This window comes from Paenibacillus sp. UASWS1643 (assembly GCF_008693195.1).
Lineage (GTDB): Bacteria > Bacillota > Bacilli > Paenibacillales > Paenibacillaceae > Paenibacillus > Paenibacillus amylolyticus_B.
Map to the genome: position 1 here is coordinate 85,982 of NZ_VXKZ01000111.1, position 26,518 is coordinate 112,499.

The 26,518-nt window shown below is 43.2% G+C and carries 19 protein-coding genes and 1 pseudogene; 14 read left to right on the plus strand and 6 right to left on the minus strand.

What is annotated here, in order from left to right:
- Positions 1-15: 15 nt before the first annotated feature.
- The 5 genes from FE296_RS18375 to FE296_RS18395 all read left to right on the plus strand — a co-directional run bounded on the left by FE296_RS18375 (position 16) and on the right by FE296_RS18395 (position 8,380).
- Entirely contained in the window at positions 16-3,693 is a 3,678-nt protein-coding gene (locus FE296_RS18375; protein WP_150365911.1) for a non-ribosomal peptide synthetase, read from the plus strand.
- On the plus strand, positions 3,686-4,711 hold the full coding sequence (locus FE296_RS18380; RefSeq protein ID WP_150365912.1) for a hypothetical protein: 1,026 nt from the start codon (positions 3,686-3,688) through the stop codon (positions 4,709-4,711). Before FE296_RS18375 ends, FE296_RS18380 begins: the two co-directional genes overlap by 8 nt.
- A gap of 154 nt (positions 4,712-4,865) precedes the next feature.
- A complete protein-coding gene (locus FE296_RS18385; protein WP_190945333.1) occupies positions 4,866-6,050 on the plus strand; it encodes an MFS transporter in 1,185 nt (394 codons plus the stop codon).
- 33 nt (positions 6,051-6,083) lie between these two features.
- The gene (locus FE296_RS18390) at positions 6,084-7,406 is read left to right on the plus strand and encodes an LLM class flavin-dependent oxidoreductase (protein WP_150365914.1); all 1,323 of its coding nucleotides are present in this window, start codon (positions 6,084-6,086) and stop codon (positions 7,404-7,406) included.
- A gap of 146 nt (positions 7,407-7,552) precedes the next feature.
- Positions 7,553-8,380 carry a sugar phosphate isomerase/epimerase family protein gene (locus tag FE296_RS18395; protein ID WP_150365915.1) on the plus strand — a complete coding sequence of 276 codons (828 nt, stop codon included), beginning with the start codon at positions 7,553-7,555 and terminating at the stop codon, positions 8,378-8,380.
- Positions 8,381-8,450: 70 nt separating this feature from the next.
- Here the strand turns inward: FE296_RS18395 and FE296_RS18400 are convergent.
- A pseudogene (locus tag FE296_RS18400) lies at positions 8,451-8,744 on the minus strand (short-chain dehydrogenase); the annotation flags it as partial.
- Here FE296_RS18400 and FE296_RS18405 point away from each other — a divergent pair.
- Complete coding sequence (locus tag FE296_RS18405; protein ID WP_411860590.1) at positions 8,718-9,188, plus strand: MarR family winged helix-turn-helix transcriptional regulator; 471 nt, start codon at positions 8,718-8,720, stop codon at positions 9,186-9,188. The pseudogene FE296_RS18400 and the gene FE296_RS18405 overlap by 27 nt on opposite strands.
- Before the next feature lie 493 nt (positions 9,189-9,681).
- On the opposite strand, the gene FE296_RS18410 is transcribed toward FE296_RS18405, so the two are convergent.
- The gene (locus tag FE296_RS18410; RefSeq protein ID WP_150365917.1) at positions 9,682-10,638 is read right to left on the minus strand and encodes an MORN repeat-containing protein; all 957 of its coding nucleotides are present in this window, start codon (positions 10,636-10,638) and stop codon (positions 9,682-9,684) included.
- A gap of 606 nt (positions 10,639-11,244) precedes the next feature.
- On the opposite strand from FE296_RS18410, the gene FE296_RS18415 reads away from it, so the two are divergent.
- The 3 genes from FE296_RS18415 (at position 11,245) to FE296_RS18425 (ending at position 16,537) form a co-directional block, all read left to right on the plus strand.
- Positions 11,245-14,769, plus strand: a complete 3,525-nt coding sequence (locus FE296_RS18415; protein ID WP_150365918.1) for an S-layer homology domain-containing protein — start codon at positions 11,245-11,247, stop codon at positions 14,767-14,769.
- Positions 14,770-15,012: 243 nt separating this feature from the next.
- Positions 15,013-15,960 carry a helix-turn-helix transcriptional regulator gene (locus FE296_RS18420; RefSeq protein ID WP_150365919.1) on the plus strand — a complete coding sequence of 316 codons (948 nt, stop codon included), beginning with the start codon at positions 15,013-15,015 and terminating at the stop codon, positions 15,958-15,960.
- A gap of 73 nt (positions 15,961-16,033) precedes the next feature.
- Positions 16,034-16,537, plus strand: coding sequence for an EVE domain-containing protein (locus tag FE296_RS18425; protein WP_150365920.1), 504 nt, complete (start codon positions 16,034-16,036; stop codon positions 16,535-16,537).
- Between the two features lie 767 nt (positions 16,538-17,304).
- Here the strand turns inward: FE296_RS18425 and FE296_RS18430 are convergent.
- The 3 genes from FE296_RS18430 to FE296_RS18440 all read right to left on the minus strand — a co-directional run bounded on the left by FE296_RS18430 (position 17,305) and on the right by FE296_RS18440 (position 21,118).
- Complete coding sequence (locus tag FE296_RS18430) at positions 17,305-20,271, minus strand: AAA domain-containing protein (RefSeq protein WP_150365921.1); 2,967 nt, start codon at positions 20,269-20,271, stop codon at positions 17,305-17,307.
- A 102-nt stretch (positions 20,272-20,373) separates the two neighbouring features.
- The gene (gene yidD / locus FE296_RS33440) at positions 20,374-20,841 is read right to left on the minus strand and encodes a membrane protein insertion efficiency factor YidD (protein WP_223868929.1); all 468 of its coding nucleotides are present in this window, start codon (positions 20,839-20,841) and stop codon (positions 20,374-20,376) included.
- A gap of 55 nt (positions 20,842-20,896) precedes the next feature.
- Positions 20,897-21,118 carry a hypothetical protein gene (locus FE296_RS18440; RefSeq protein ID WP_150365922.1) on the minus strand — a complete coding sequence of 74 codons (222 nt, stop codon included), beginning with the start codon at positions 21,116-21,118 and terminating at the stop codon, positions 20,897-20,899.
- Positions 21,119-21,379: 261 nt separating this feature from the next.
- On the opposite strand from FE296_RS18440, the gene FE296_RS18445 reads away from it, so the two are divergent.
- Together FE296_RS18445 and FE296_RS18450 are read left to right on the plus strand one after the other, a co-directional pair.
- A complete protein-coding gene (locus FE296_RS18445; RefSeq protein WP_150365923.1) occupies positions 21,380-21,973 on the plus strand; it encodes a YdeI/OmpD-associated family protein in 594 nt (197 codons plus the stop codon).
- Between the two features lie 120 nt (positions 21,974-22,093).
- The gene (locus FE296_RS18450; RefSeq protein ID WP_150365924.1) at positions 22,094-22,351 is read left to right on the plus strand and encodes a type II toxin-antitoxin system HicB family antitoxin; all 258 of its coding nucleotides are present in this window, start codon (positions 22,094-22,096) and stop codon (positions 22,349-22,351) included.
- A gap of 26 nt (positions 22,352-22,377) precedes the next feature.
- On the opposite strand, the gene FE296_RS18455 is transcribed toward FE296_RS18450, so the two are convergent.
- Positions 22,378-23,520, minus strand: coding sequence for a metal-dependent hydrolase family protein (locus FE296_RS18455; protein WP_150365925.1), 1,143 nt, complete (start codon positions 23,518-23,520; stop codon positions 22,378-22,380).
- Between the two features lie 369 nt (positions 23,521-23,889).
- Between FE296_RS18455 and FE296_RS18460 the strand changes: the two genes are divergently transcribed.
- Genes FE296_RS18460 through FE296_RS18470 form a run of 3 tightly spaced genes read left to right on the plus strand, consistent with a single transcriptional unit; the run spans position 23,890 to position 26,517 of the window.
- A complete protein-coding gene (locus tag FE296_RS18460) occupies positions 23,890-24,894 on the plus strand; it encodes an ABC transporter ATP-binding protein (protein ID WP_124115777.1) in 1,005 nt (334 codons plus the stop codon).
- 14 nt (positions 24,895-24,908) lie between these two features.
- Positions 24,909-25,697 (plus strand): ABC transporter permease, encoded by a 789-nt coding sequence (locus FE296_RS18465; RefSeq protein WP_124115778.1) that lies wholly within the window; start codon positions 24,909-24,911, stop codon positions 25,695-25,697.
- Positions 25,698-25,722: 25 nt separating this feature from the next.
- On the plus strand, positions 25,723-26,517 hold the full coding sequence (locus tag FE296_RS18470) for an ABC transporter permease (protein WP_150365926.1): 795 nt from the start codon (positions 25,723-25,725) through the stop codon (positions 26,515-26,517).
- Position 26,518 lies beyond the last annotated feature (1 nt).

The following is a 26,518-nucleotide window of genomic DNA, read 5'->3' on the forward strand; positions in this document are numbered from 1 at the left end:
TGGGAGGCGTGCTAATTGTCAGCAGAGCCAGGTGCATTCATGCAAAATTTGCTATTATCGAGCCGAAAGTTCGAAGAGGAGAAGCAATATTGGCTAAACCATCTCTCAGGGGACCTTCAATTCAGTATGTTCCCTGGTGATAAAACGAGGGGAACATGGGGTGAGCAAGTGTTTGAGGAGATGCAACTTGCATTTCCTCAACCTGTTTCAGAACAAATCTTTCGCATTTCCGGGAACACCGAAGCAGGGGCATTTATTCTTCTTCTGGCAGGTGTCACATACGTGTTACACCGTTATCTGGACAATGACGATATAACTGTAGGTATTCCCGCTTCGTCTGGTGCAACAAATTCAAGTCAACTACGTGCTATTCGCATCAATTTTGGTGAAGAGTGTTCTTTTAAGGAACTTGTTCTTCAGCTCAGGACCCTTGTGGGTGCAGCCAAAAAGTTTAACCATCTTTCACTGAAGAAAATTCTTGAATTGCTTGGTCATGAAGGGACAGACTTGCCAAGGGTGGCCACTGTGGTTCGTATGGACAATATGCAGGAGAATCTACAGGAAACAGGCCCCCTAGCCGATATGGTGTTTTCACTTCAAATGTCTAAAGTGGGGCTGGCGCTACGCATGAATTACAATGCCGCATTATATTCTCCAGCAACCATTGAACAGATTGTAGACCACGTGATGCGTGTGCTCTCTATTTGTACAGCCCATCCAGATGAGGGATTACATCATATAAAGATGCTCTCGCGCAAGGAAGACCAGGTTATTGAACATCTGAATGATACGGAGATACGTTTTCCTAAAGCTCGTTCAATCATCCAGGTGATTCAGTCTTGGTCTGCGCAACAGCCGGATATTCCCGCAGTGATCTGCGGAGATAATATTCTTACCTATCGAAGCTTGGATTGCAAATCAGATCAACTTGCGAAATACCTGTTAGCTCAGGGAGTAAGATCAGGTGCTATTGTAGGAATTCTGTTAACCCGATCGGAAGACATGCTCTTGGCTATGCTGGGTGTACTTAAGGCGGGGGCTGCTTACATGCCGATGGACCCTGCATATGCAAATAATCGTTTGCAGTTCATGCTGGAGGATAGCCAGGCTGCGATTGTGCTAACGAAGCCCGATCTGATCGGCTCACTCATATACACAGGCCAAATAATCGATATTTCTCGCATGGAAGAATGGGATGACCAACATATCTCACTGCCAGTTGTTTCGTCGGAGCAGTTGGCTTATTTGATATATACTTCCGGATCTACAGGCAGGCCCAAAGGGGTCATGATTGAACATCGGGCACTAAGAAACTTTGTGGAAGGTGTATCCCGCAGCATTTCTTTTGAAGCTGGCAAACGAATTCTCGCCCTCACAACATTTTCCTTTGATATCTTTGTACTGGAAACGCTCGGGGCACTCGCTAACGGGTTAACACTGATCATGGCAGTAGAGGAGGATCAGTTAAGTCCAAGCCGTATTGCGCATCTAATTGTTACTCACAACATTGAATTAATTCAAATAACTCCTTCTCGACTGCGAATGCTTCAGATTGGGCTTACAGTCGATTCACCGGTATGGAGCATGATTCAAATATTGATGATTGGAGGGGAAGCTCTACCGTATGCCTTGTATGAGGAGGTCGCGGGGATAACCTCTGCCCGCATCTACAATATGTATGGACCCACAGAAACAACAATATGGTCGAGCATTAAGGAACTTTCCCCTACGGCGACAATTTCGATTGGTCATCCGATTGCCAATACCCGTATTTATATTCTGGATAAGCGGCATCGGCATATGCCAATCGGAGCAACGGGAGAGTTATGCATCGCAGGAGATGGAGTAGCCAGAGGTTATTGGAACAGACCTGAGCTTACGGCCGAGAGGTTTGTAAAGGATCCTTTTCATGAAGGTGCTTATATGTATAAAACAGGAGATCTCGCACGTCTCAATGATAATGGAGATCTGGAGTATCTGGGTCGTTCCGATTTTCAAGTGAAAATACGTGGTTATCGGATTGAACTCGGGGAGATCGAGAACAGGTTGCTCCAGTACCCGGCTATCTCGGCTGCTGCGGTCACAGTTCGGTCAGATCAGGATGGGCAGTCCCTGTTATGTGCCTATTACACAGTAACGGAGAGCCAAAGTATCAATCAGGAGCAATTGCGATCTTTTTTGCTGATAGAGTTGCCTGAATATATGCTGCCCTCCAGATACACCATGTTGGATCATATGCCATATACGGCCAATGGGAAGTTGGACCGAAAAGCTCTTCCAGATCCCTTGCTCTTACAGGGAGAAGGGACAGATATTACACTTCCACGCAATGCATTAGAGCAGGTGCTCGCCGAATTGTGGTCGGATCTGTTGCAATTGAAAGAGATTGACGTTCATGCCCGCTTCTTCGAAATTGGAGGGCATTCACTGAATGTCATTAAACTTGAGGCGAATATGGAGAGGCAGAGTATTCCGCTTACTGCTGATGAAGTGATGCGGCATGAGACTATTGCATCACTGGCTGAAGTGCTTCAAAACAAGGGATATGAAGCGGATGAGCATAACTCTCAAAAAGAGCTTGAAGAGCAGGATATGCCAGAGACAGATGGTGCAATGAAGCAATTTACCAAGGAAGTCGGGGCAACGGCGGAAGCGAATCATCTTATATTACATCATTCCCATAGGCCAATAGTTATCATCGCAGGAATAGAGCCATTTAATGATGTTTTCTACAAAAACTGCTTCTATAATTCACTCTTTCCCGTATTGAACTTCTATTCTATTGGTGTACTGTCTGTGATGATCAACGACCGAATGCACTATAGATTCGATGAACATCAGGGCATACTTCGATTAGAGTATCAAGCTGTATTATCAGATGACCAGCTAATTGAGCGTATGGGGATAACTTATGAAACGAAGACCTACAGCGAGGATGTACGAAAAGAGATTATAGAAGCGGTTAATTTGAACCGCCCAGTAATTATCCGAGTGGACTGTTATTACGAGTCCTTGCGCAAAGACATGTATTTACGTACCCACTGGCCTCATTCCTTATTAATCTATGGGTATGATCTCCAGCGGCAAGTGTTCCATGTAATAGAACATGATCATCGGGACAATCTCACGTATCAACCGATGGAGATGCCTATGAATGATATTGTACAAGCTTATGAAGGATTCGTACGGCATTTCATGGAGGAAGAAGAAGTACCTACGTTCTACGCATTTTCAGCTTGTGAAACTGTCTCACATGAAAGAAACAACATCATGCTGGGAGAACTGCGTGACATGTTTATTGATCATGTGCGCGTTACACCAGGAGAAATTAATCAGGAACTGAGTCATCTTCTGTCCTTCATACAGAAGACGTATCAGTTCAATGAAGAAGATTCACCTGATATGGCCTATGCTGAACTTGTTCTACAATCCATTGTAGACATTGTGAATGCCAAAAAGGTCGAAACCTATCGTATGCAACGGTTATATGAACATCATACCGATCTTGTTTCTGCTGCTCAGGCAATACAGGATCATTGGAGTGAGTTACGTAATGTGCTGGCGAAGGCAGTATATCGGGAGAATATGACACATAATCAGTGGAGAAAATTCACAAGCAAGCTGGAAGCCATTCATGAACTGGAGAAGCATAACTTAATAAATTGCTCAGGATTGGAGATCAGTCATGATTAAAAAATTGCAAGTGAACGAGCCTTTAATGACTACCTACCCACATCACGCGAGTCTCTTTTCCATGCTGGACTTGGACAAGCGTTCACGTAGCTGGATTTATCATAATTTTCTATTGGTCATCCTGCATCACAATGATGAGGGGGGCTATGGATTGGACGTCTGTTCACAGTATTATCCTTGGCACAAATTCAAAATGTCGACATGCCCCATGTTGATTACAAGGGTGTACGATAGAGATATGATTTTAAAACAGTGGGAACTGCAAGATTTTATAGTGGAACTAATTCAAAAGAATAATTATATTTATTTCCTGAGAAATATTCCTGGTGGTGGTAAACATGAGGTATTCATCTCTGGATTCGATTCGGATCGTAAAGAGTTTTTGTGTCATGATTTTTGGGATGGATTCTACGGTGAGAAATGGCTTCCCTATGATGAGATCACTGTTATTCAAGATTCGAATTTCGATGCTGAATGGTCTACGGATTATCTAAACGGAATATGGGCCATTGAAAAGACAGATGAGTACAAGGAACCAAGTGAATATTATTATGAAACGGTTCTCCAGTTCTCCAAAGAGGATCTAATGAATATTTTGAAAGAATACGTAGGAGAGACTAATCAAGTTCGCGGTATTCTGAGAAAGGATCACCGTTATCTTGGAAGTGAAATATACGATAAGATGATTGATATGCTGGGGATGCAGAAGAAAGGGATGCAAAATCAGCCGTTTGCTATACATCCTTTTCACCTGCTTTACGAACATAAACAACTGCTTGCTCAAGCCATACTTGACATTCTCCCTGATCCTTCGATAAAAATAAGGTTAGAAGAGCTGGTTAGCGAAGCTTTAAAACTCCGTAATCTGGTCATGTATATGAATCAATTCATCATGGAGCAGGGTGTATACAAAAAGTATGATGTCATGCTGGATAAAATCATTGAATTGAAAAATATGGAATTGGATATTATGAAACATGTATTCGAATACGAGTATCAATCACAGTTAGGACAATAATTAAATACGATGTATCTACAATAAGATAGACCCATTCATTTAATTCTTGAATGGGTCTATTGAACTTTTCTATTATACTTTCCGATGACGTTACCCTAATATGGATGATAACCTACTTTTTATATAGGAATTATATAGTATGGAGAATGCCCAGATGCCACAATGGAAGAGAAATCTGTATATTCTGTGGTTCGGCCTGTTTTTCAATCATATGGCATACTCACTGTCCGTTCCGTTTTTTCCTATATTTCTGCAAAATGATCTTGGTATCCAGAGCGGTCTGGAAGTTTGGTCCGGTATCTCTATCTCCATCAGCTTTCTGATCAGCGGATTATGCGCACCCTTCTGGGGATCACTGGCTGATAAATATGGCAGCAAACTGATGCTGGTCCGTTCCGGAGTGGGGCTAGGCATTGCACATCTGGCTAACTTCTTTGTGTATGATCCGTATACGTTTGTCGCGGTGAGGGTCTTTCAGGGACTCATGGCTGGTTTCCATCCCGCCTCGATTACACTGATCGGTACCAATACTCCGGAGAAACAGGTGGGTTACGCACTTGGCGTGATCTCCACGGCCAGCGCTGCGGGTGGGATTCTTGGTCCTCTTGCCGGTGGTGTATTGAGTCACTGGATCGGACTGCGGGGATGTTTCATTGCATCCGCTGTAATTACATTGCTCGCGGCTCTAATGGTCCTGGGTGTTAAGGAGTCACGACAAACTCGTACGATCGTTCCAACGAAGATCATAGGGGATTTGAAAAGAGCGGCTTCCACGCCGGGTTTGATGCGAATCTATGGTTTGATTCTCTTAGTCTCTACCTCCGTGCTCATCATCGAACCGGTGCTGACGCTCTATGTCGTCCAGATTGGCGGAGATGTTGGCAGTGCAACACTCAGTGCAGGGATTGTCTTCTCGGCGATTGGTGTGGCAACCGTCATTATGGGGCCGCGATGGGGGAAGATTGGTGGAAGGATCGGATACGAGAAAACACTATTTATTGGTCTGATTGGCGGTGGAATTGGCAGTCTGTTGCAGATGACAGCAACGAATCTGATTTATTTTGGCAGCCTGCGATTTGTTTATGGTTTGTTCTTTGCGGCAGTCTATCCGGCGCTTAATGCGCTGATCATCAAGTATGCTGATCACGATTTTCGTGGGAGGGCTGTCAGTCTGAGTCAGACGGCGAGTCAGTTCGGTATTGTACTTGGACCGTTAATCGGTGGTTTACTCGGTGGATGGATCGGCATTCCGTTTATTTTTCTCTTCACAGGGATTGTGTTGCTGGGAGCGGCTTGGGCAGCCAGAGTTAGTAATGTGAAACAGGCGGACTTGAACTGAATGGTCATCACTACAACATAGGGAGGAATATATATGTCGCAACGACAATTGAAGTTGGGAGCTAATCTGAACGGAGTGGGTAACAGCATTTCCTTTTGGCGTCACCCGGATATTCCAATTAACGCGAGCGTTAGTCTGGAATTCTACAAGAAGCAGGTGCGTATCGCTGAAAAAGGGAAGTTTGATCTGCTCTTTATTGCAGATGGTCTCTTTATCAACGAGAAGTCCAATCCTCATTTTCTCAATCGCTTTGAACCTCTGACGCTTCTGTCCGCACTCGCCGGGGCAACTTCCCACATCGGGCTGGTTGCTACATTGTCTACTTCCTATAGTGAACCCTTCACGGTTGCGAGGCAATTTGCCTCGTTGGATCAATTAAGCGATGGGAGAGCCGGATGGAATGTGGTTACTTCACCTCTGGAAGGATCGGCACTGAACTTTGGCAAAGGCGAACATCCCAACAATGCGCTGCGCTACGAAATTGCAGAAGAACATTTGAATGTGGTCAAAGGCCTTTGGGATTCCTGGGAGGACGATGCCTTTGTCGGAGACAAAGAGCAGGGCGTATTTTTCGATCCTGCCAAGCTACATACGCTGAATCACAAGGGAGCGCACTTCTCGGTACAGGGTCCACTTAATGTGGGGCGTTCGAAGCAGGGCCATCCGGTGGTTTTCCAGGCGGGCTCATCTGAATCTGGTAAAGATCTGGCCGCCCGATCGGCGGATGCCGTCTACACAGGGCATGAGACGCTGGAGGAAGCAAGGGAGTTCTACCGGGATGTGAAGGCAAGAGTAGTGGCATATGGACGGCAGGCAAAGGATATTCTGATCTTCCCGGGCATCGGCCCGATTGTGGGTAGAACTGCGGAAGAGGCGGAGCAGAAGTATCAGGAAATTGCCGAACTTGTTAGTATTGATCAGGCGTTGAACTATCTGGGGCGGTACTTCGATCATTATGACTTCTCCCGATTCCCGCTGGACGAACCTTTTCCCGAGATTGGGGAGATCGGCAGCAACAGCTTCCGCAGTACAACGGACAAGATCAAGCAGCAGGCACGCGAACAGGGGCTGACCCTGCGCCAAGTGGCGTTGTTAGCGTCTACCCCACGTACATCGTTCATTGGTACACCGGATCAGATCGCAGATCAGATGCAGGCATGGTTTGAAGGCGAAGCGGCAGACGGATTCAATGTTCGTACAGTAGTACCCAATGGATTGGAAGATTTCGTGGAGCTCGTTGTTCCGGTTCTGCAAGAACGAGGGCTGTTCCGTACAGAATATGAACATGAGACGCTAAGGGAGAATCTGGGTCTTGAGATTCCGCGTAACCGGTATACGCTGGAGAGTGTGAGATAGAGATGTTAGAGCGGGAATGACGTTAATGTAACGTTGTTGCGGCTCTTTTTTGATGGTTTCTTTTTTGGAGAGTACTGCTATTATAAAATGATAAAGAAAATGATACACAAGCTGCAATTCCAGACGAGTCACAGGAGGAGATTGGGATGATTAGAGGGTTAACGAATGCGGGACTGGGCAATATCGAGTCTGATGAACAATATATCACAGAAGCGGCCAAGCACGGATTCGGATCTGTAGATTTGAATCCGCTCTCATTGATTGAAACGTATGGCAAAGAACGGGCGCAACATCTGCTGGAAAGCAATCAGGTGATCATCGGTTCATCGGGCCTGACGGTAGAGTGGCGGACGACAGATGAGCAGTTTCGTGAGGGATTGCAATCGTTGGTCGCTATGGCAGAAGCTTCTGCTTCGCTGGACTGTTACAGCTGTTGCACGTATATTTTACCCTCAACGGATCAACCGGCAGCGCAATTTATGGCCGCCGCTACGAAACGCTTGAGACTCTGTGCAGATATCTTGGATGCTTACGGGATTAAGTTAGGTCTGGAGTTTGTTGGCTGCCACCATTTGCGGACACAATGGAAGAATCCGTTTATCTGGCGTGTGGAAGATACGCTGGACTGGATCGGGACGATCCATGCGCCTAACGTAGGTTTACTGGTAGATTCATATCACTGGCATACAAATGGTTTACCGATGGAAGATCTGCTGAAACTGAAGAAAGAGCAGATTGTTCATGTTCATATTAATGATGCCTATGATCTACCCGTTGAAGAATTGCTGGATTATGAGCGTTTGTATCCCGGCGAAGGGGTCATTGATCTGGGTGGATTTCTGAGAAATCTGCAGGCGATTGGTTACAATGGTGTGGTGGCTCAGGAAGTACTGGCATCGGCATCGAATCTAAGATTGAGTGAAATATTGGCTAAGTCGAAAGCAGGTTTTGACAAGGTATTTGCAGCAATCTAAGTTGCTGAAAAAAGGCGGGGGTGTTCCTAGCTATGTTTATGGCTTATGGAACACCCCTGTTCTTGTTCAATTAATCCAGTACGCCGTTATCTTTTATCAGTTGTCTCGTAGCGATCCACAGTCTGTTTTGCATGGCCTCATCTCCGCCAGGATGTATAGAAACAATAGATGCTCCAGTTCCCACATTGAAATATCCTCCCGAAACCTCGCCATACTTCAAATCCACAGCCAACCGAGTAATGATATCCGCACCCCGGCGCGGGTCGCCAATGTGCAAAAAGGTTAACATGCGTTCAAGCACACTTGCAAACTATAGTTCTCGTCCAAGCCCTGTAACATTAAAGCCAGGATTCAGGGCATTTACCAAACCAAAGATAGAGCAGCCCTGGAACTAGCACTGGGTGAGCAGATTCATGCACTGATCAGTGCTTCGCATGCGCTTAACGTTCGGTCTGCCGAGCGTTTTGATGCGAATCTGCAACCTGCCGCTTTTCAACTGGTACGGTGGCTTTACTCCTATGGTCCAACAAGCGCCGCGGCTTTGGCAGAAGTGAATGCAATGGACCGCAGCTCGGTCAGCCGATTAATCAAACAACTCGAAAAGTCGGGATATGTTAGCAAAGAGCAAGACCCCAAGGATCGGCGCGGGGTGTTACTGTCTCTTACGGAACTTGGTCAACAATCGACGGTTGCTGCGCTCAAGGAGAAGGAGTCAGCTTTTTATGACCGTATATCCAGATGGGATGATAAGGAACTGGAACGTTTCACCGCCATGCTAAGGCAGTTTAACGGATTGGAAGGTATGTGAGAGGAACAATAGTGTGGATTGTATTTGATACCCGAACCATAGGACATGTCACCATTGAGCGAGTGAGATTATAAATTAATAGCAAAAGCGGACAACTGTTGATGTCCGCTCGTGAAATTCCCGGATCATTTTATAGTTTCCAGGGAAGATGCGGGATTTTATATCGGAAACCCTGATGGTTTCCTTTTTTCACATATATCCAAGGTGGGGGGACAGGGATGCCTAGTGCTTTATACAAGACCGTTCCTTCATCGCTTACGGAATATTCTTCGATACTACTTTGGATTTCCTCCCAATGAACCTTACCTTGGTAAGACAGTGTCTGCCCTTGAACGATAACATGAGGTGCACCTGAAATAACTCTCTGCGTTATGTTGAGAACTCCAACCTTTCCTGAGGACAACATCATCAATTCGCTCATGAAAAGTATGATAATCAAAATGACTATGCTCACAATCCATCGCTTTTTTTCTCATTTTGTGACCTCCACTACCTAGGGAGTCATTCCCTCATAGTTAATGTCTTTTAATGACATAATCTCGTCAGAGATGGTATTGATTTTGACTGAATAGGGCTTAATAGCTTGCAGGAATTCATTAATGATTTGCTTGCGATCTTTATCAAAGACGGCAGATGTTATGTGATTCTCCTTTAATACGTTATCGTTCATTATGACTTGTTTAGAATAACTAACTGAATTACTATAATCGATTAGATGCGTAACCCCCGTGAATTTGCCACTAGTTAATGTACCTTTGGAGAATTCGGATGGTTTAATCCCAATATATTTTTCAGAAGAACCGTGTTTCTTTTTATAATCGATAATCGTGTCAAAAAAGTCCTTATCCCCGGTTAACTTTTCGTTGAAATAATCATTTTTGAGAGCAATCGTAGTCGTAGGATCGGTATATCCTAGTGAGACAGTATCTGAAGAGTGGATTGCGTAATATCCCTGAGACATCTTGCCCCGATTGAATGTTCCATTGTTAATGGTGTTGATGTATCTGTCAAGTATAGGGTAAACCTTACCATCAGAAGTAAGATACTGTACTTCTAACCATTGCGTAATTTCTTTTCCTTTACCATGATATGTATCATTAATCCATGATCCGGTGTAAGTTTTTGTAGTGAATTCGCCTGTTCCATGGCCCATATTAGATTCATTGTAATCCTCAAAGGGGACACCTCCACCTTTAACTAATGTATATGTATATTTGCCTTTTCCTTGCCGCTTACCACTCACCCAATCTCCAGAGTAAACTTCGGTTTCTTCCCATCTCGCGGTTCCTTTACCATGAGGTTTTCCGTTTAAAACTTCACCATAGTACATCCCTCCTTCGGACAATTTTAAGTTTACTTTCTTCGATGCTGCTTCTGTTGGAGTAGAGCTTGATAATAGTACAATGATAATGGTGATCGTTAATCCAAAACCTAGATAGAATCTTTTCAAAAGTGTACAACTCCTTCAATGAATAATGTCCTTTGCGTTGTTAGCCATTTTCAACATTATCGGTTTATATATTGTATTTTTCCAGTTTAAATATAAAGTGGAGATAGGTCGGATTTCACAAACAACTCATCCCCAGTTCACAAAAGTAAAGATGTAAATGCTGAAGCAAAATCCAGCTCAACCCAAAGTACCTGCGGATTCAGGGCGTATTATGCCCATGATCCGGGGTGCTTTTTTCTATACTCAGCGTATACGTAACCCTGATCTTTTTACAAAACTCATTATTTTCTCCGCTTTATCATTCCTCATACACCAGTTCTCCTCCTAGTGATCCACAGCAGTGGTGGAACTTTCCTGAATCGTGAACAATCTCTGAATTTTGTATCTCCTCCTATTTGCAGCGTTATTCCTAGATTCACCTCCAAATATGGAGCAGTATAGAGTATGACTTCGTCAGGATAAGTTAGAAAAACCTTTAACGGAATATGAACGAATGAAGGTATATGTAAAATTTTAAATATATGCTTCCAGGCCGTTGACCCTGCCCCTGAAAGTCTCTTATATTTACTCCCGACACAACAAATCAGAACGGGTGGTGGGACGATTTTGTTCACTAATAAAGGCAAGAAGATACTCGCTATGCTTACACTTATACCCTTGGCTACAGGGATGGTCATGGGAGCTTTCCCTGCTGCGATAACGTATGCAGATGCGGGAGACAACACATCGATCAACAGCTTGGCAACAGGTTCTTGGCAAACGGGAGATTTGCATGTACATACGTTTGAGTCCGATGATGCACAGGTTTCACTGGAGAACGTGCTTGATGCGGGTTTAACGAAATATGGGTTGGACTGGATCGCCCTTACGGATCACCTGCGGTTATCCAAGCGAGATCACAACGGGAACGATATTTCGGGTGGACCAATACCGATGTCTCAGGGAATGAATGAATATCAGGTACCACAGATCAAGGCACTTCAGGATGCAGGCAAATACGCAGGTAAAACGATCTTCTCCGGTTTCGAATGGGACATGCCGACACATGAACACGTTGGGGTGGGGATTCTTACGGATGAGCCAAACTCAACCGAAGCGCTAAACGCTGCCAAGGAATTCGAATACCGTTTCACGAATCGCGCAGCGAACCTGTTTAATGCGGCGGACGTAACAAAATGGGATCAGAACGGAGAGCGTGCTTACACGACTCATCAGGATGCCTTAACCGCCATCAATTGGCTCGCAACGAACTATCCAATGACAAGTTATGCGATGATCAACCACCCTTCACGGGGCAAAAACAAATATACCGTCGCGGACTTCCGTGAGTTCAACGATCTGGCTCCACAAGTGGTATTTGGTATCGAAGGCATGCTGGGTAACCAGATGGAACCGGATCGTGGAGGGTACAACACAAGCTACAATGTAGCTAATCCGACCGCTGATGATGGATACAAATACCGTACATACGGCGGTGTAGACTATATGGTCGCCAAGGTTGGCGGACTATGGGATGCATTGCTTGGAGAAGGACGTCACTTCTGGAACTATGGCAATTCGGATTACCACTTCAAGACGATTGGCACGAATTCCAGTGGTTATTTTCCGGGCGAATATGCTAAGACCTATTCATGGGTTGAGGGCGCAGGCATGCAGGCAGTTCTGGATGGACTGCGTTCAGGGAAATCATTTTCCGTATTCGGTGATCTGATCAACGCACTGGACTTCACAGCTTCTGGAACGGGTGCTCAGGTTGAGATGGGCGGAGACCTTCATGTGACCGAAGGGGATGAAGTAGAGCTGAAGATCCGCTTCAAGAGTCCGACCACGAGCAACAACTATGAAAAACCAATCAACAGTGGCACGTCCGCTGGACAAGTACCCGTGGTGGATCACGTCGATCTCATCGCTGGGGATGTGACAGACAAGGCCCAGAAGGGTACAGCCGCATATACCAAAGACACCAATGACTCTACCAGAGTAATGGCTACTTTCACGTCCAACGATTGGACGACAGATGCTGAGGGCTACAATGTCATCACGTACAAGATCAAAGCTACAGACCAGGACAAGTATTTCCGCCTGCGCGGTACGAATCTGGGCATGAACGTAACCGGTGAGACTGTCAATGGTGAACCGCAGCTTGATCCGAAAAATACAACAGCGGATGCAACGACCCGTTTTAATCAAATTAACGATAGCAACTATCGCGATCTGTGGTTCTACTCCAACCCAATCTTCATGAGTGCTACACCGTACAGTGACGCACAGGCGGTAACCGATACGCTTCAAGCAATCGATCTGGGCGATCTGAACGCGGTCCATTCCGATCTTACCCTTCCTGTTGAAGGGAAGCATGGTGCAACCATTAGCTGGTCCAGCTCCAACCCGGAACTAATGAATAACGAGGGTAAGCTGCTAACGCAACCGGACAATAATGAGCGATTGGAACTGACGGCAACCGTGCAGCGTGGCATGGAATCTCAACCCAAAACGTTCACTGTCATTGTGGAAGGCACGAATAATCAGGCGCTGGTGTTGAAAAGTAACATGACTACCGCTGACGGCCAGCCGTATCACACGGATACATGGATGAACCAGTCCGTAACCGTCAGTGTAACCAGCGCAGTATACGCGCCTGCTACTTCTGCGATCATCGAGTTGTCTCGTGATGGAGGGCAGACGTATGAACCATATACAGAGAATACGCCTTTGGAGATAACGGAGCCGGGGGAGCACAACCTTTTATTCCGAGCAACCGATGATCTGGAACAAACGTATACTTTACCTCTGGTCATTAAAATAGACCGTGAGATTCCCGTCATCACCCTGCAAGGTAGCAGCCAGATGACGCTGAACGTGGGAGACAACTATAACGAGCCTGGGGCACAGGCTTCTGATAATGTCGGCATCCGTGGTTCCGTGCAGGTGGATGGCATGGTGAACACACAAGCAGCAGGGATCTACACCCTTCGGTATAACGTAAAGGATATCGCTGGTAATGCAGCTCAGGAAGTTATCCGTACCGTTACTGTACAAGCACGCTCAGGCAATGGTGGCGGAGGTAATGGTGGCAACTCCGGTGGGAATTCAGGGGGAAGCACACCGAGTGTGCCAACGCCTACCGTTCCAACCCCACCAACGAACCCTGAAACGGGATCAGACTCATCCACTGAGGTGAAGGTTGAGGTGGTAGCGAATCAGCCGGTCCAAGCCGGATTGAAAGACATCGTACAATTCAACGCTCCAGCGGGAGCCATTGGTTCCAAGGATACGTTGCACGTGTCCGTGGTTGCCAAGGACAAGTTGCAGAATATAGCTTCCCTGAATGTACTTGGACAAGCTGTACAGATTAGTCGCAATGGCGGAAGAACGTTGAATGATCAGGCGGCATTGAGCTTGAAAGTGGATTCGGCAGATCTGCCGAATGGCACTCAACCTGCAATCTACTATTATAATGAAGCTCGTCAGAGCTGGGTGTTTATCGGTGGCAAGACGAATGCAGCAGGAAGCATAACGGCCAATGTGAATCATCTGGGTACATTCGTTGTGTCAAGCTATGTACCAATGAATCTGTCTGACCTGAGTGGACACTGGGCTTCCGACTACGCAGATCGCTTGTTGGGCATGAACGTGATTCAAGGTTACACAGATGGTACATTCCAACCATCGAAGAAGATTACCCGGGCAGAGTTTGTTACGTTGCTCAGTAAGGCGCTGGCATTGAAGTCCGTGGAGTCTGAACTGACATTTGCAGATCAAGGTAGTCTGCCAGACTGGGCAAAAGGCGACATTGCCGCAGCTGTGCAAGCTGGAATCGTGAAAGGGTACGGCGATAACACATTTAAGCCCGATCGGACGATTACCCGTGCCGAGATGGCAGTCATGATGGCGAATGCACTGAAAGTAAGTTCAGATGCACAAGCCGGAATGTCTGGTAATACATCCGCTAAACCAAGTTTCACCGATGCATCGCAGACGCCATCTTGGGCACAGGAAGCACTGGATGCAGCGGTGCAGGCCAAGATTGTGAATGGATATACAGACCATACGGTTCGTGCAGGAAGTGAAACGACACGAGCGGAAGCAACAACGATGATCTATAACTTGTTGCTCGCCTTGTACGTGTAAGAAGTGTAGGAGAGATTTAACTGTGTATAAATTAGATAGGGAATAGATGGAAATAGACGAAAAGTAGCTAAAAAGTAGAAGAAAAAACTGATATCCTTTTGGGGTGTCAGTTTTTTTATTGGATTGATTAAAACTTCGGCTGGCATGTAAGACGTTCCATTGCACTAATTCAAGAGACGAAAGGGCAAGTTACTATGATAGAATAAGTTAGGTCTGGATGATGAAACGGTGGGGGCTTGGAACATGAACAAAACGGAGCGGCAGCTTGCGATTACGCTTGAATTGCAGCGAAGAAAGATGTTAAGAGCAGAAGATTTAGCTGCTCAATTCGAGACGAGTGTACGTACGATATATCGAGATATCCAGGCATTAAGTGAAGCTGGTGTTCCGATTATGGGTGCTCCGGGTCATGGGTATTCCCTCATGGAAGGATATTTTCTGCCCCCGGTAAGCTTCACCGCAGAAGAAGCTGTTTCCCTGCTCATGGGAGCTGATTTTATCGAACAGAGATTGGATACAGAATACGCGATGCAGGCTAAGTCGGCTCAACGAAAAATTGAAGCGATTTTACCAGAAACCGTTCGTAACGAATCCACGCGTGTTCGTGAAACGATGCGACTGCTTCATACGGTTGAACCCTTAACCCGAACAAGGGTTAAAACATACCTTAACCAGATACGTAATGCCATTCTGGAGAAACGTAAGATCAGCTTTATGTATCTGAAGAAAATGCCGGGAACGGATGGCAATCGGTATAACATGCGTGAGGTTTCACCCTATGGCCTCTCACTGGTTCAGGAGAATTGGGTGTTAATTGCACGTTGTGATCTGCGGCAAGACATTCGTCATTTTCGTTTGTCACGCATGACTGAACTTTCCGTGCTGGAGGATCAATTCCTTTTGCCACCGGATTTTGATCTAAACAGTTATCGACCTCCTGAAGACCGTAACGAACAAGTATTAATCAGAGCAAAACCTGAAATTGCTGACAAAGTTATGGAGGCCCTTCATTTTTATATGGATGCATTTGAGGAGGAAGAGGATGGTGTGATTTTTCATTTTCGTGTCCGCTATCCGGAGGAAATATTGCATTATTTGCTTGGCTGGGGTGGGGATATCGAGGTCTTGGAGCCGGAATCTTTACGCTTTCGAATACAGGAAGTAGCCAAAAACATCTTAAAACACTACTGACATACACCTGTCAGCAGTGTTTTTTTATACTTTGATATACCACAGATCAAAAGGAATTGGAGTTGGTTGAAGGATGAGAAATACAACGGAAGTATTGAAATCATTGGAAACCGCAGACAGCAGATATTGGATTGGTGTTGTATCAGCTTCTCATGTCAATGTAGCTGTAGAGGGAGGGTTTGCACAGCTGTGCCATGGTAAGTCAGCGATGTTGAGACAGATGTCCCCGGGTGACTGGATGATATACTATTCTCCACGTACAGAGATATCAACAGGGAAGCCACTTCAGGCTTTTACCGCTATTGGTCAGATTATCGACGACAGGATATACCAATATCAGATGTCGGAATCCTTTGTACCCTTTCGCCGAGATCTCTGTTATCTTCCATGTCGAGAAGTAAAGATCGCAACGTTGTTAGACCAACTTAGTTTTACACGGGGGAATCGCAATTGGGGGGTTCCATTTCGTAAAGGTCACTTTGAAATTGGGGCTGAAGACTTCATGATGATAGCTTCCTCCATGTTGGAAGATGAGACACAGTCACTACTGGATGCTGGCTTAAACCAGACATGTTAATCGAACGAAAAGGCCCATAGATTATCTATGGGCCTTTTCGCTTTATGGATAATCATATCCCCCACCGTTGATATTACATTTCCGAAGACGCAGATACCCAAGGAAAGACCTTTAACCACCCGTATTTTGTAGTTTTGCCGGTAATGTAACTGAAGCTGTACAGACCTTTGCTAAAGAACAGGAATTTAATAAATTTTCGAAAAAAATGGTATTTTCTGATCCTGTGGGCTACAGTTATGAGAATAAGGAAGAAGTTAAAAACTTTGGGAAATGGTTTTGAAGTACATGTATTCGACTCTGGCAAGTTTAAAAATGTATCTGATAGTCTGATTGATGTGTCAAAGCCGACAATACAGTATAACTTTATTGTGTTATTGGAGGGTGTTGGAAAGTCATTTCTTGTTATAGAAAAATTTGAATGCCGAAGGCTGTCTTCACGTTAAAGATCAAAGCCACAGACTAGGATCACTATTTCCGCCTACTTGGTACGAATCTGTGCATGAACGTGACAGATTAGACTATAGATGGTGAACTACTGCTTGATCCAAATAGGTGATGCAATGACCGAGGCGAAAGATGCGACTATTATTTATAACCGTTGCTGGCGATGTTCATGTAAGAAGTAAAGAAAGAGAATTAACCATATATAAACTTAAAAAATAACTGATATCCGTTTGGGGCATCAGTTATTTTTTAAGTTTATTTTTTTTTCTTCGTGCTCTCTGTTTTTGTATGAATTTAAGAGGAGGAATAATTAGTTTGGGTAGTTAATTGAAAGAATGAAGATAGGTTTTTAATTTATCCCAACCCTCACTCTCATCATTGGAAGCAATACGAAACTGCATAAATTCAGCATAACTGCAAAGCGTATCTTTTTTTCGGTCATTGTCTATCGTTTTGTGATCACGTCTGTGATAGAAACCATCATATTCTATGGAACATAAAGGTTGGAGAGAATCCTTCTCGTAGATTACGAAGTCCATATGACTGGTGAAATAATAAGATTTTAATTCAGTATCTAATCCAATTTGAATAGAGAGTACATCTTTGATGGGCACTTTGGGAAATACAATGAAGGGCATGCCTTCGAGAAATATCAATAACTTGTTATAAATCATACGTTCTCCCTGATGCATTAAAGTTTTTCGACTTTCTTCACGTATGAGTTGATTGAATTCAATGGATAACATGATAGCAGGACGATGGAAACTATTGGCCTCTATTGTATATATATATTGACTTAATTTTGTTAGATAACCCTGACCATTATCAATCTCGGCTAGGTTACCAACAAGGATGAAATAATCAAGTGCTCTGGTCAATGCAACATTTATTAAACGATAACTATTTTGAACAAAATCAATCTGGAAAGCAGTTGAACCACTGGAGATAACAGTGCTGAAAATGATAGCTTGGCATTCCCCACCTTGAAACGTGTGGACAGTTCCAACCTTGATGTTTGGTTTATGTCTGAACATTTGCAGCAATCTCTTTTTTTGTGCACCAAATGGTGTGACAATACCAATTTCTTTGACACCGTTCTGTTCTAACCTTTCAACGATGGATATGATTTCCTTCAGTTCGTGATCGTTGGAAGTACCAGTAGCTCTCCCGTATACATTCGTTGAAAAGATTCCTGTATGGTAAGGTTTCCGCTCAGGCTCTTGACGCATCGTGAGTAGACGCCCGCGATAGAAATGTTGATTACTAAAAGATACAATAGAAGGAATACATCGGTAATGGTAATTGAGTAAGTGTTGACCATGTTCATTCTGTTCACAAGCATGTGCTGCTCTTTGAAAAGCTGAGACTCTTTGAAAGCAATACGGTGAATACTCAATGCCACTCGCATGCACATTAAACAATGATTTACTATGTTCATCTTGCAATGTGACAATATGATTTAATTGATGAACGTCACCAAAAAAGCAAGCTCTTCTTGAAACTTGTAATAGAGAAAAAACGCTTGCGATAGAGCACTGAGATGATTCATCTATGATAGCCAGATCTATGGATGCCCCAGATGGGATACAACGTCGAGCTGATAAACTGCTTATGAGTAGAACAGGGAATAGCTTCAAAAAGGCAGGAAAGGCAAAAGAAGTTCTTTTAATTTCCCCTTTTTCACTGAGTTCAGTTATAAGTTGGGCAATATTGTTCATTTCCGTCTGACTACAAAGGATGGGTTTTGCTTTTCTGAGCCACTGAGAGCGAACAATCGTAAGATCTATATCGTTTTTTTTCGCATACAACATTGCTAAGCTTGTTGACTGATCTTTTTGTTGCTCCTGCAACTGTAAAAGCTGATTCTGGTATTGCTGCAAGCGTTGTTCGAGGTTGATGACCTTAATAATTTCTTCGCATAGAGCAAGTGAATGTGTTGGCATGGTTGTATCGATATACTCCCACAATTGCGAAGCATCAATTGACTGCAAATAATTTTTAATACGTCTCTTCATGTAAAATTTGAGTTTACTTGCAATGTAGGCTCGAAAGTTACGAAAAACATCATTTCCAAATAAATGTAACGGTTCATCTACAAGCTGGCGTAATCTGTTTTCTATCTGCATATGGGGAAGAGTAAGGGCTTCTAAATTACTTTTCATAGTCATCAGATGGTTTATACGCAATCGGTTGTTTAAAACACCTATTAAATCTTGAAGTTGCTTAATGGTGCTTTCCAAGTCAATAATCTGTTGTTCTTGTAGTTCGACCTGATTAATCTGCTCCAATAATAAAAGACTGTTATGTAAATATGAATCGTAAGTATTGTCTGATAACAAGTTATTCATTTCTTGTTTCATACGCTCAATCGCTGTCTGAATTGCTAACGCCTGATTTTGATTGTGCGTTTTATTTCCTAGGCGTACAAAGCCGAAAAACGAATTTGAGATTCCTTTTCCTTCTAATTTTTCAGAGATATTATTAACTGCCTGATTGTTAGTACTAGCTACAATACATGTCTCTAGGCGATCAACTTGGTTAGCCAATAAGTTGATAATAGTTTGCGTCTTTCCAGTTCCCGGAGGTCCCTTAATGATGCTAATAGTGTGCTGAAGATCAGCAAGTGCAAGATTTTGAGGATAATTACTGGGTACAATATGTAGCTGCGTTCTCTCAGGTTTTGAATCAGATAAGGAATAACTGTGAGTAAGGAAGCTGTTAAGTACAGCGCTTGGCTGGTTTTTATCCGTTAAAACATCTTCAATCTCTTTTGAGATCAAATAATTAATGCCAGTTGTATTCTTAGCTAGTAGGATCACATGACTTGGAATAATATCCTGTAAGTTGTATTCAGATGAATCTATAAGCTTCTCAAGATTCTGCTGATTATGTAAAAAAGCATCGGGTGAAGAAACAAATTGTTCATGTAATTTCTGTAGCATATCCATTGATTTATAATCTGTAAAAAGCTTGAAGATCTCTTGATGGAATCCGACATAGTCAGCTTTGAAGAGGTTTCGATTCGATAAGAAGCTTGAAGTACTCCATAAGCATAATGGTATATATGAAGTTTTATTTCCTTGAACTGTTCTAATAAGTGGATAACCAAACAGAATCGTTTCCTCTGATTTCAACCTAGCACTTAGCTTTTCATAGCGTGTAATAATGTCCTCTATATCGTCAGGATATATCTGCGAATGTACAAGTTCTTCTTCTTTAAGATGTATAGAGTAATAGCTTTCGAATTTAAGACAGTTTAAATAATAATGAAGCAATTGTTTTATTAGCAAAGGGTCCTCCTATAAATCTTGTATTATATGAAGCGATAATAAAAGTTAAATACCGGAATGAAGAAAGGCCCATAATATAGATCGTCTATGGACCTTTTTGCTTTATGGATAATCATATCCTCCACCGTTGATATTACATTTGCGAAGACGATGGATGCCCAAGGAAAGACCTTTAATCGCCCCGTATTTCTCAATAGCTTGAGTCATATACACAGAACAGCTTGGTTCAAAACGACATTTGTTCCTCACCTCAATGGGGGCAAAACGTTGATAAATTCTAATACTCCATATGAGGATTGCTCCAGCACGTTGTAGAACGATGAAGAACATACTTGTTATGAAAACAATCTGGGCACCTAGCAAAGCATTTACTGGAATGAATAGATTTAGAAGATAGAAACAGATCATAGAGATGATTAGTCCTGTGAATAGTGCAAGTGTAACGTTGAGTAAAGACTTCAACCAATCGATTTCTGGAATAACATGAGTTCTTATATAGAAACTGCTTCGAGGATCGTTTTCTTCATGATGTGTATGTAAGAGTCTAATAAGTTCTTCTTCGGATGGCATGTTATTATATATCAGTTCCTCAGATTCTGAGTTTCTCATGATTGTTGTACGATTATTAAATCTCTCTGTAGAAAATCAGCATATAATGATGCGTTGTAACAGGTTGTTGGAGACAACCAGGCTTCTCGGTCACGGCTAGCGACTCCATCGATTGATAGATCCATCCGGATTGTGCTTTGTGATTGATGATATCAGAAAATAAATTAACAGCAGCCTGAGTATCACCTCGGTTTACTTGAACATTTTTCGGACCTGGAACAACTGTGTACTCTCTCATTTAAATCATCCTTTCATATGTTGGAATTATGACAATAGACATTCCATTATTTTACTATGGGTATTGTAAACTGTCGATTGAAACTTATTAGATGAGATTGGATTAGATTATGGGACATCTAACAGGATGGTCTTTGTTGTTATTAAGGTTTATATTCAAGTGGAAAGGTCAATAAAAGCTCTGTAAGCAACGCTGTACAATCCACTGAAAACCAGTACAATTGAACCTATAAGAACATGAGATAAAGAGAGGTATTTCTCCATGACGGATACAAGTGGGAATCGCAAAGTTGACGGCTATATCAAGAAACTAAAATCGTGGAAGGAAGAGTCCGCGAAGCTGAGAGAGATTATTCGAGATTTTGACCTGACAGAGGATATGAAATGGATGCATCCTTGTTATATGCTTGATGGAAAAAACATCGTTCTCATCCATGGATTCAAAGAGTACGTCGCCATTCTGTTCTTCAAAGGTGCTCTACTGAAGGATACACACGGCATTTTGGTCCAGCAAACGCAGAATGTACAGGCAGAACGCCAGCTTCGCTTCACCAGTCTGGAGCAGATTGTGGAGCAGGAGGCTATGATCAAAACCTATATTCAGCAAGCGATTGAGGTTGAACAAGCCGGACTGCAAGTGGAAATGAAAAAGACTGCCGAATATAGCGTCCCTGAGGAACTTCAGCAGCAGTTCGATGGAAATCCTGCTTTTCGAGATGCATTTGAAGCACTCACACCAGGACGGCAGCGGGCCTATCTCTATTATTTCTCACAACCGAAGCAATCCAAAACAAAAGTGTCACGAATTGAGAAGTACATGCAGCCGATCCTGGAGGGCAAAGGATTGAATGATTAATCTTATAACAATATATTTGAGGGAAATGAAGAGTTAAACGAGTTGAAAGCCTTTCAGAATATAATACGAAAGGCTTTTTGCTGTTTTTGATAAAAATTTAGATAACAGGAGGTGTCCCGTATGATTCGAACTTACCAATACTACGCAATTTTTAATTTTGCTGAAGATGGAATTAATGTTACATTTCCTGATTTGCCTGGATGTATCACCTGTGGCGATTCAGTTGAAGAAGCATTATTGATGGCGAAAGAAGCACTTGAATTATTTTTGGATGGAGAACTTGTTGAAGATATTCCGGCACCTCAAAGCATAATGCCTGAATTATTAAACTCTAAAGATAAAGCGTATTTAATTGAAGCAAATATTACGTATTACTGATGAATTCTATGTTTACATATCTGAACTCACCAAACTGAGTTTAGAACATCGTCGACTTCTTTGATTCTTGTGACAGATGGTGTTTGAATTAGATTTCCTTTGACCATGACCATAGAGATGTCTGATAAGGCCTCAATATGTTCCAGCGGATTTTGCTCCATGATAATCAGATCGGCATGTTTGCCGATATCCACCGTCCCTGTTACATCATCAACACCCAGGATCTTTGCATTGGTTCGAGTCACCATGTCGATGATCTGTTTGTTGTTCAGGTTGGCCTGTCTCATGTAGTGGTCCATCTCTCTCCACATATCATAGTGAGTTACGTAAGGCATGGCGGCATCGGTGCCAATCCCGATGGTGATGTTGTTTTCGATCGCTTGCTTCACACCTTTGAGCATGGAATCGTAGACGAGTCTGGAATTTTCTTTTACCGTTGCACTGACCTTCGTTACGCTGGTATCCAGTGAGGCGGATGGATAAGCGGCTTGCAGGGTGGGGATGAGTGCGGTGTAGCCATTCAGGGCATTGGGATTATTTTTGAACAAATGAATGATTTCGTCGTCCATCTCCGAACCGTGCTCAATGGTATCGACGCCACCCTGTAACGCAACGCGTACACCTTCCGTGCTTTCCACATGGGCTGCCACCCGCAGGCCAATCTTATGCGCTTCGTTACAGATCGCCGCAACTTCTTCCACCGTCATCTGTAAACGTCCAGCTTCGCCCACCATTTTCGCATCCGTCACGCCACCCGTCACACAGATTTTGATCAGATCCACGCCGTGTTTCACATTGATTCGTACATTTTTTCTGGCTTCCCACGGGGAGTCGCCCTCCAGAGCCAGGAATGGAGCACCATGTCCGCCTGTGACACTTAGGAAAAACCCAGAGACAAGCAGATTAGGACCGACAAAGTCACCATGATTAATCTCATCCCGCAGCTGAACGTCGGTATAAAAGAATTCTCCCACACTACGCATCGTTGTCACACCCGCATGTAGAGCGGTCAGCGCATTGCGTTTCATGCGTCTTTTCAAAACGTTTCTGCCAAACTTCGTGTTCAATATCCGATCATAGGCAAACTGCAACAAGCCTTCACTGACCGAGAGACTGAACGGTTTACCATCTGCAAAGAGGTGCACGTGAGCATTAATCGGGCCAGGCATACCATAGGAAACGACTCCTTAATAGTGAACGGCTGGTTCGTTATTAAAACAGCCCTTTTTGGAGGGGGTGTCAATGGGGATTTCTTGATAAACTTCGACCTTATAGCGTTATTAGCTTTACCGAGATGACTTTTGATAAAGGCTAACGCGATTTGAGTTGAAGGATATCACAAAAAGTGAGTAGATATATATATATATTATTGATAGTAAGAATTGCAGCATGAAAAAATATCTAATTATAATATGAAAAATAATCTAATAAACATGGTATTTTTTCATTTTACAAAAAGGTAATATGTTAAAAAGAATGGTGGAAATTGTAATAAATTGAGTTGTGTTACATTAACTGAAGTGGACGAGGTGTGATTTATGAGCATCATTGATGTAAACGGTATCACAAAGGTTTATCGGCAATACAAAAGATTCTCGGGATTGGTTGGCTCTCTGAGAAGTCTAGTTACTAGGCAGTATACGGAGGAAGTAGCGGTACGTGATATCACTTTTTCGATAAAGGAAGGAGAAGCAGTAGGTTATCTAGGTCCAAACGGTGCGGGCAAATCCACCATGATTAAGATGATGACGGGAATATTGGTTCCGACTTCTGGCCAGCTAAGGGTTCTTGGTTCGATCCCGCATGAAGCAAGGCAGAGCAATTCTCAAAATATTGGCGTTGTGTTTGGACAAAGGAGTAATTTATGGTGGGATCTTCCGGTTCGTGATTCTTTTGATCTTCATAAATACATATATAAGCTCTCAGACTCCACATATCAAAAAAATCTGAACTACTATTCCGACCTCCTAGCGTTATCCTCATTTATTGAAAAGCCTGTTAGACAATTAAGTTTGGGTCAAAGAATGCGAGTGGAAATCGCAATGGCCTTACTGCATGATCCCAAAATTTTATTTCTAGACGAACCAACGATTGGTCTGGATGTCATTGCCAAAGAACAGATTAGGGAATTTCTAAGGATGATTAATCGTGAGAAGAAAGTCTCCATTGTTTTGACGACTCATGACATGAAGGATATTGAGGAAATTTGCCAACGAATGATTGTTGTGAACAAAGGCAATATGGTTTATGACGGATCTGTCGAACAACTTCGAACAACGTTGGGTGATCAGCGCCAGGTTATCATTTACTTCCGGGAAGAGCCAGGCGTGATTGATATACCCGGGATTAAACTAATAAAGGACGAAGGGTTAAGAAAAACGTACTTATTTGAAAAAAGCGACAGGACCGTATTTGATTGTGTGAATCAGATCGCGAGTGAACATGCAGTTGAAGATGCTTCTATTGAAAGCGCAGACATAGATTCGGTCATTCGGAAACTCTATAGAAAATTGGACGAAGAAGATAGAGCAAATGAGTTGTGAAAGGAGGGCCTGGGTTGAAAACGTATATTATGTTTGGTGTAAAAACATTCTCGAATCAACTTTCATATCGTTCTGAAGTTTGGCTAAGATTGTTGGGGAATTTTGTGGCTATTTTGATTCTGACTGAGATCTGGAGAGCAGTTCTAGGGAATGGAGAGATTGAAGGCATAGGTGTAGAGCAAATGATTACATATAGCATTATCAACACGTTGCTTGCTGCCCTGCTACTTACCGGAATTAGTGCAAAAGTGGATAACAGTCTAAAAACAGGTTCCATCGCTTCGGAACTTATTAAACCTCTTTCTTATCCTCTACATCTATTATCTGAGGGACTAGGGAATTCATTCTATCAGTTGGTGTTTACTTCTATTCCTTCTTTATTCATCGCATGGTTTTTCTTTGGTTTTCTTCCTCCAGCTTCGGCAATTCATTTTCTGTTTTTTTTGATTGCTTTAATCCTGGCATTGGCCATTTCGTTTTTGTTGGGGTACCTTATATCTTTATTGGCTTTTTGGCTCATGAATCACTTTGCATTAAATTGGATGTTGGGCGGATTCATCACGATTTTTTCAGGTTCCTTTTTACCCTTATGGTTTTTTCCGGATTCGTGGGTGACCATAACCAAAATGCTTCCTTTCCTGTACCTGGGATATCTTCCTGCTGCAATCTATTTGGGAGCGGTCACGATTCAGGAGATAGGAACTTTTATTATTACAGGTCTAGTATGGACTGCGGGGCTGACTCTTCTTGTGTGCTGGTTATGGAATAGGGCGATCAAGCGTCTGGTGGTCCAAGGTGGATAATGTAGCTGTAGAGAGGCTGATCTAAATGACATTGAAACTTTTCGGGAAATTAGTCTTTTTGTTAACTAAAGAAAGAATGGAATATCGCGGGGACTTCTTCCTTGCAGTTATCGCTCAAATCATTAATTATACCGGAGATTATATTATTATTTGGCTGTTTCTAAGAAAGTTTGATACTCTGGCCGGTTGGTCCTGGCCTGAAATTGCGTTGTTGTACAGTCTGGGGCTGTTCACTTACGCACTAGGAGCCTCTTTTTCATTTGTGCAAATGCGGGACCTTGAGAATCAAGTGAAGAATGGGACATTTGATTCAATATTGATCAAACCCGTGAATCCATACCTATACTTGGTATGCAGGGGATTCAACTTGGGATACCTTGCACATGTGGCGATATCAGGGTCTGTGCTGCTCTGGGCACTCTTTAAGTTAAACCTAAATTTATCCGGGGCTGAAGTGCTGTACCTTATTCTCTGTATCATTGGCGGGGCCATGATTCAGGCTGGATTCATGTCGGTAATCGGAGCCGTATCCTTTGTTTGGATTAGAACGAATTTTTTGTTCACCTTATTTTTCAAATTTAAGGAATTCATATCGTATCCACTCCCTGTATTCGGTACATTCATACAAGTACTTTTAACGTTTGTCATTCCATTTGCGTTCATCAATTTCTATCCTGCTGCATTCTTGCTTACCAAAGGCACCGCGCTGTTGTCATCATGGACGATGTGGATTGTACCTGTGATAGGTCCTCTGGTTTATTTGCTTGGTTACCGTCTGTGGATGCTCAGCGTGAATAAATATCAAGGTGCAGGAGGTTAAG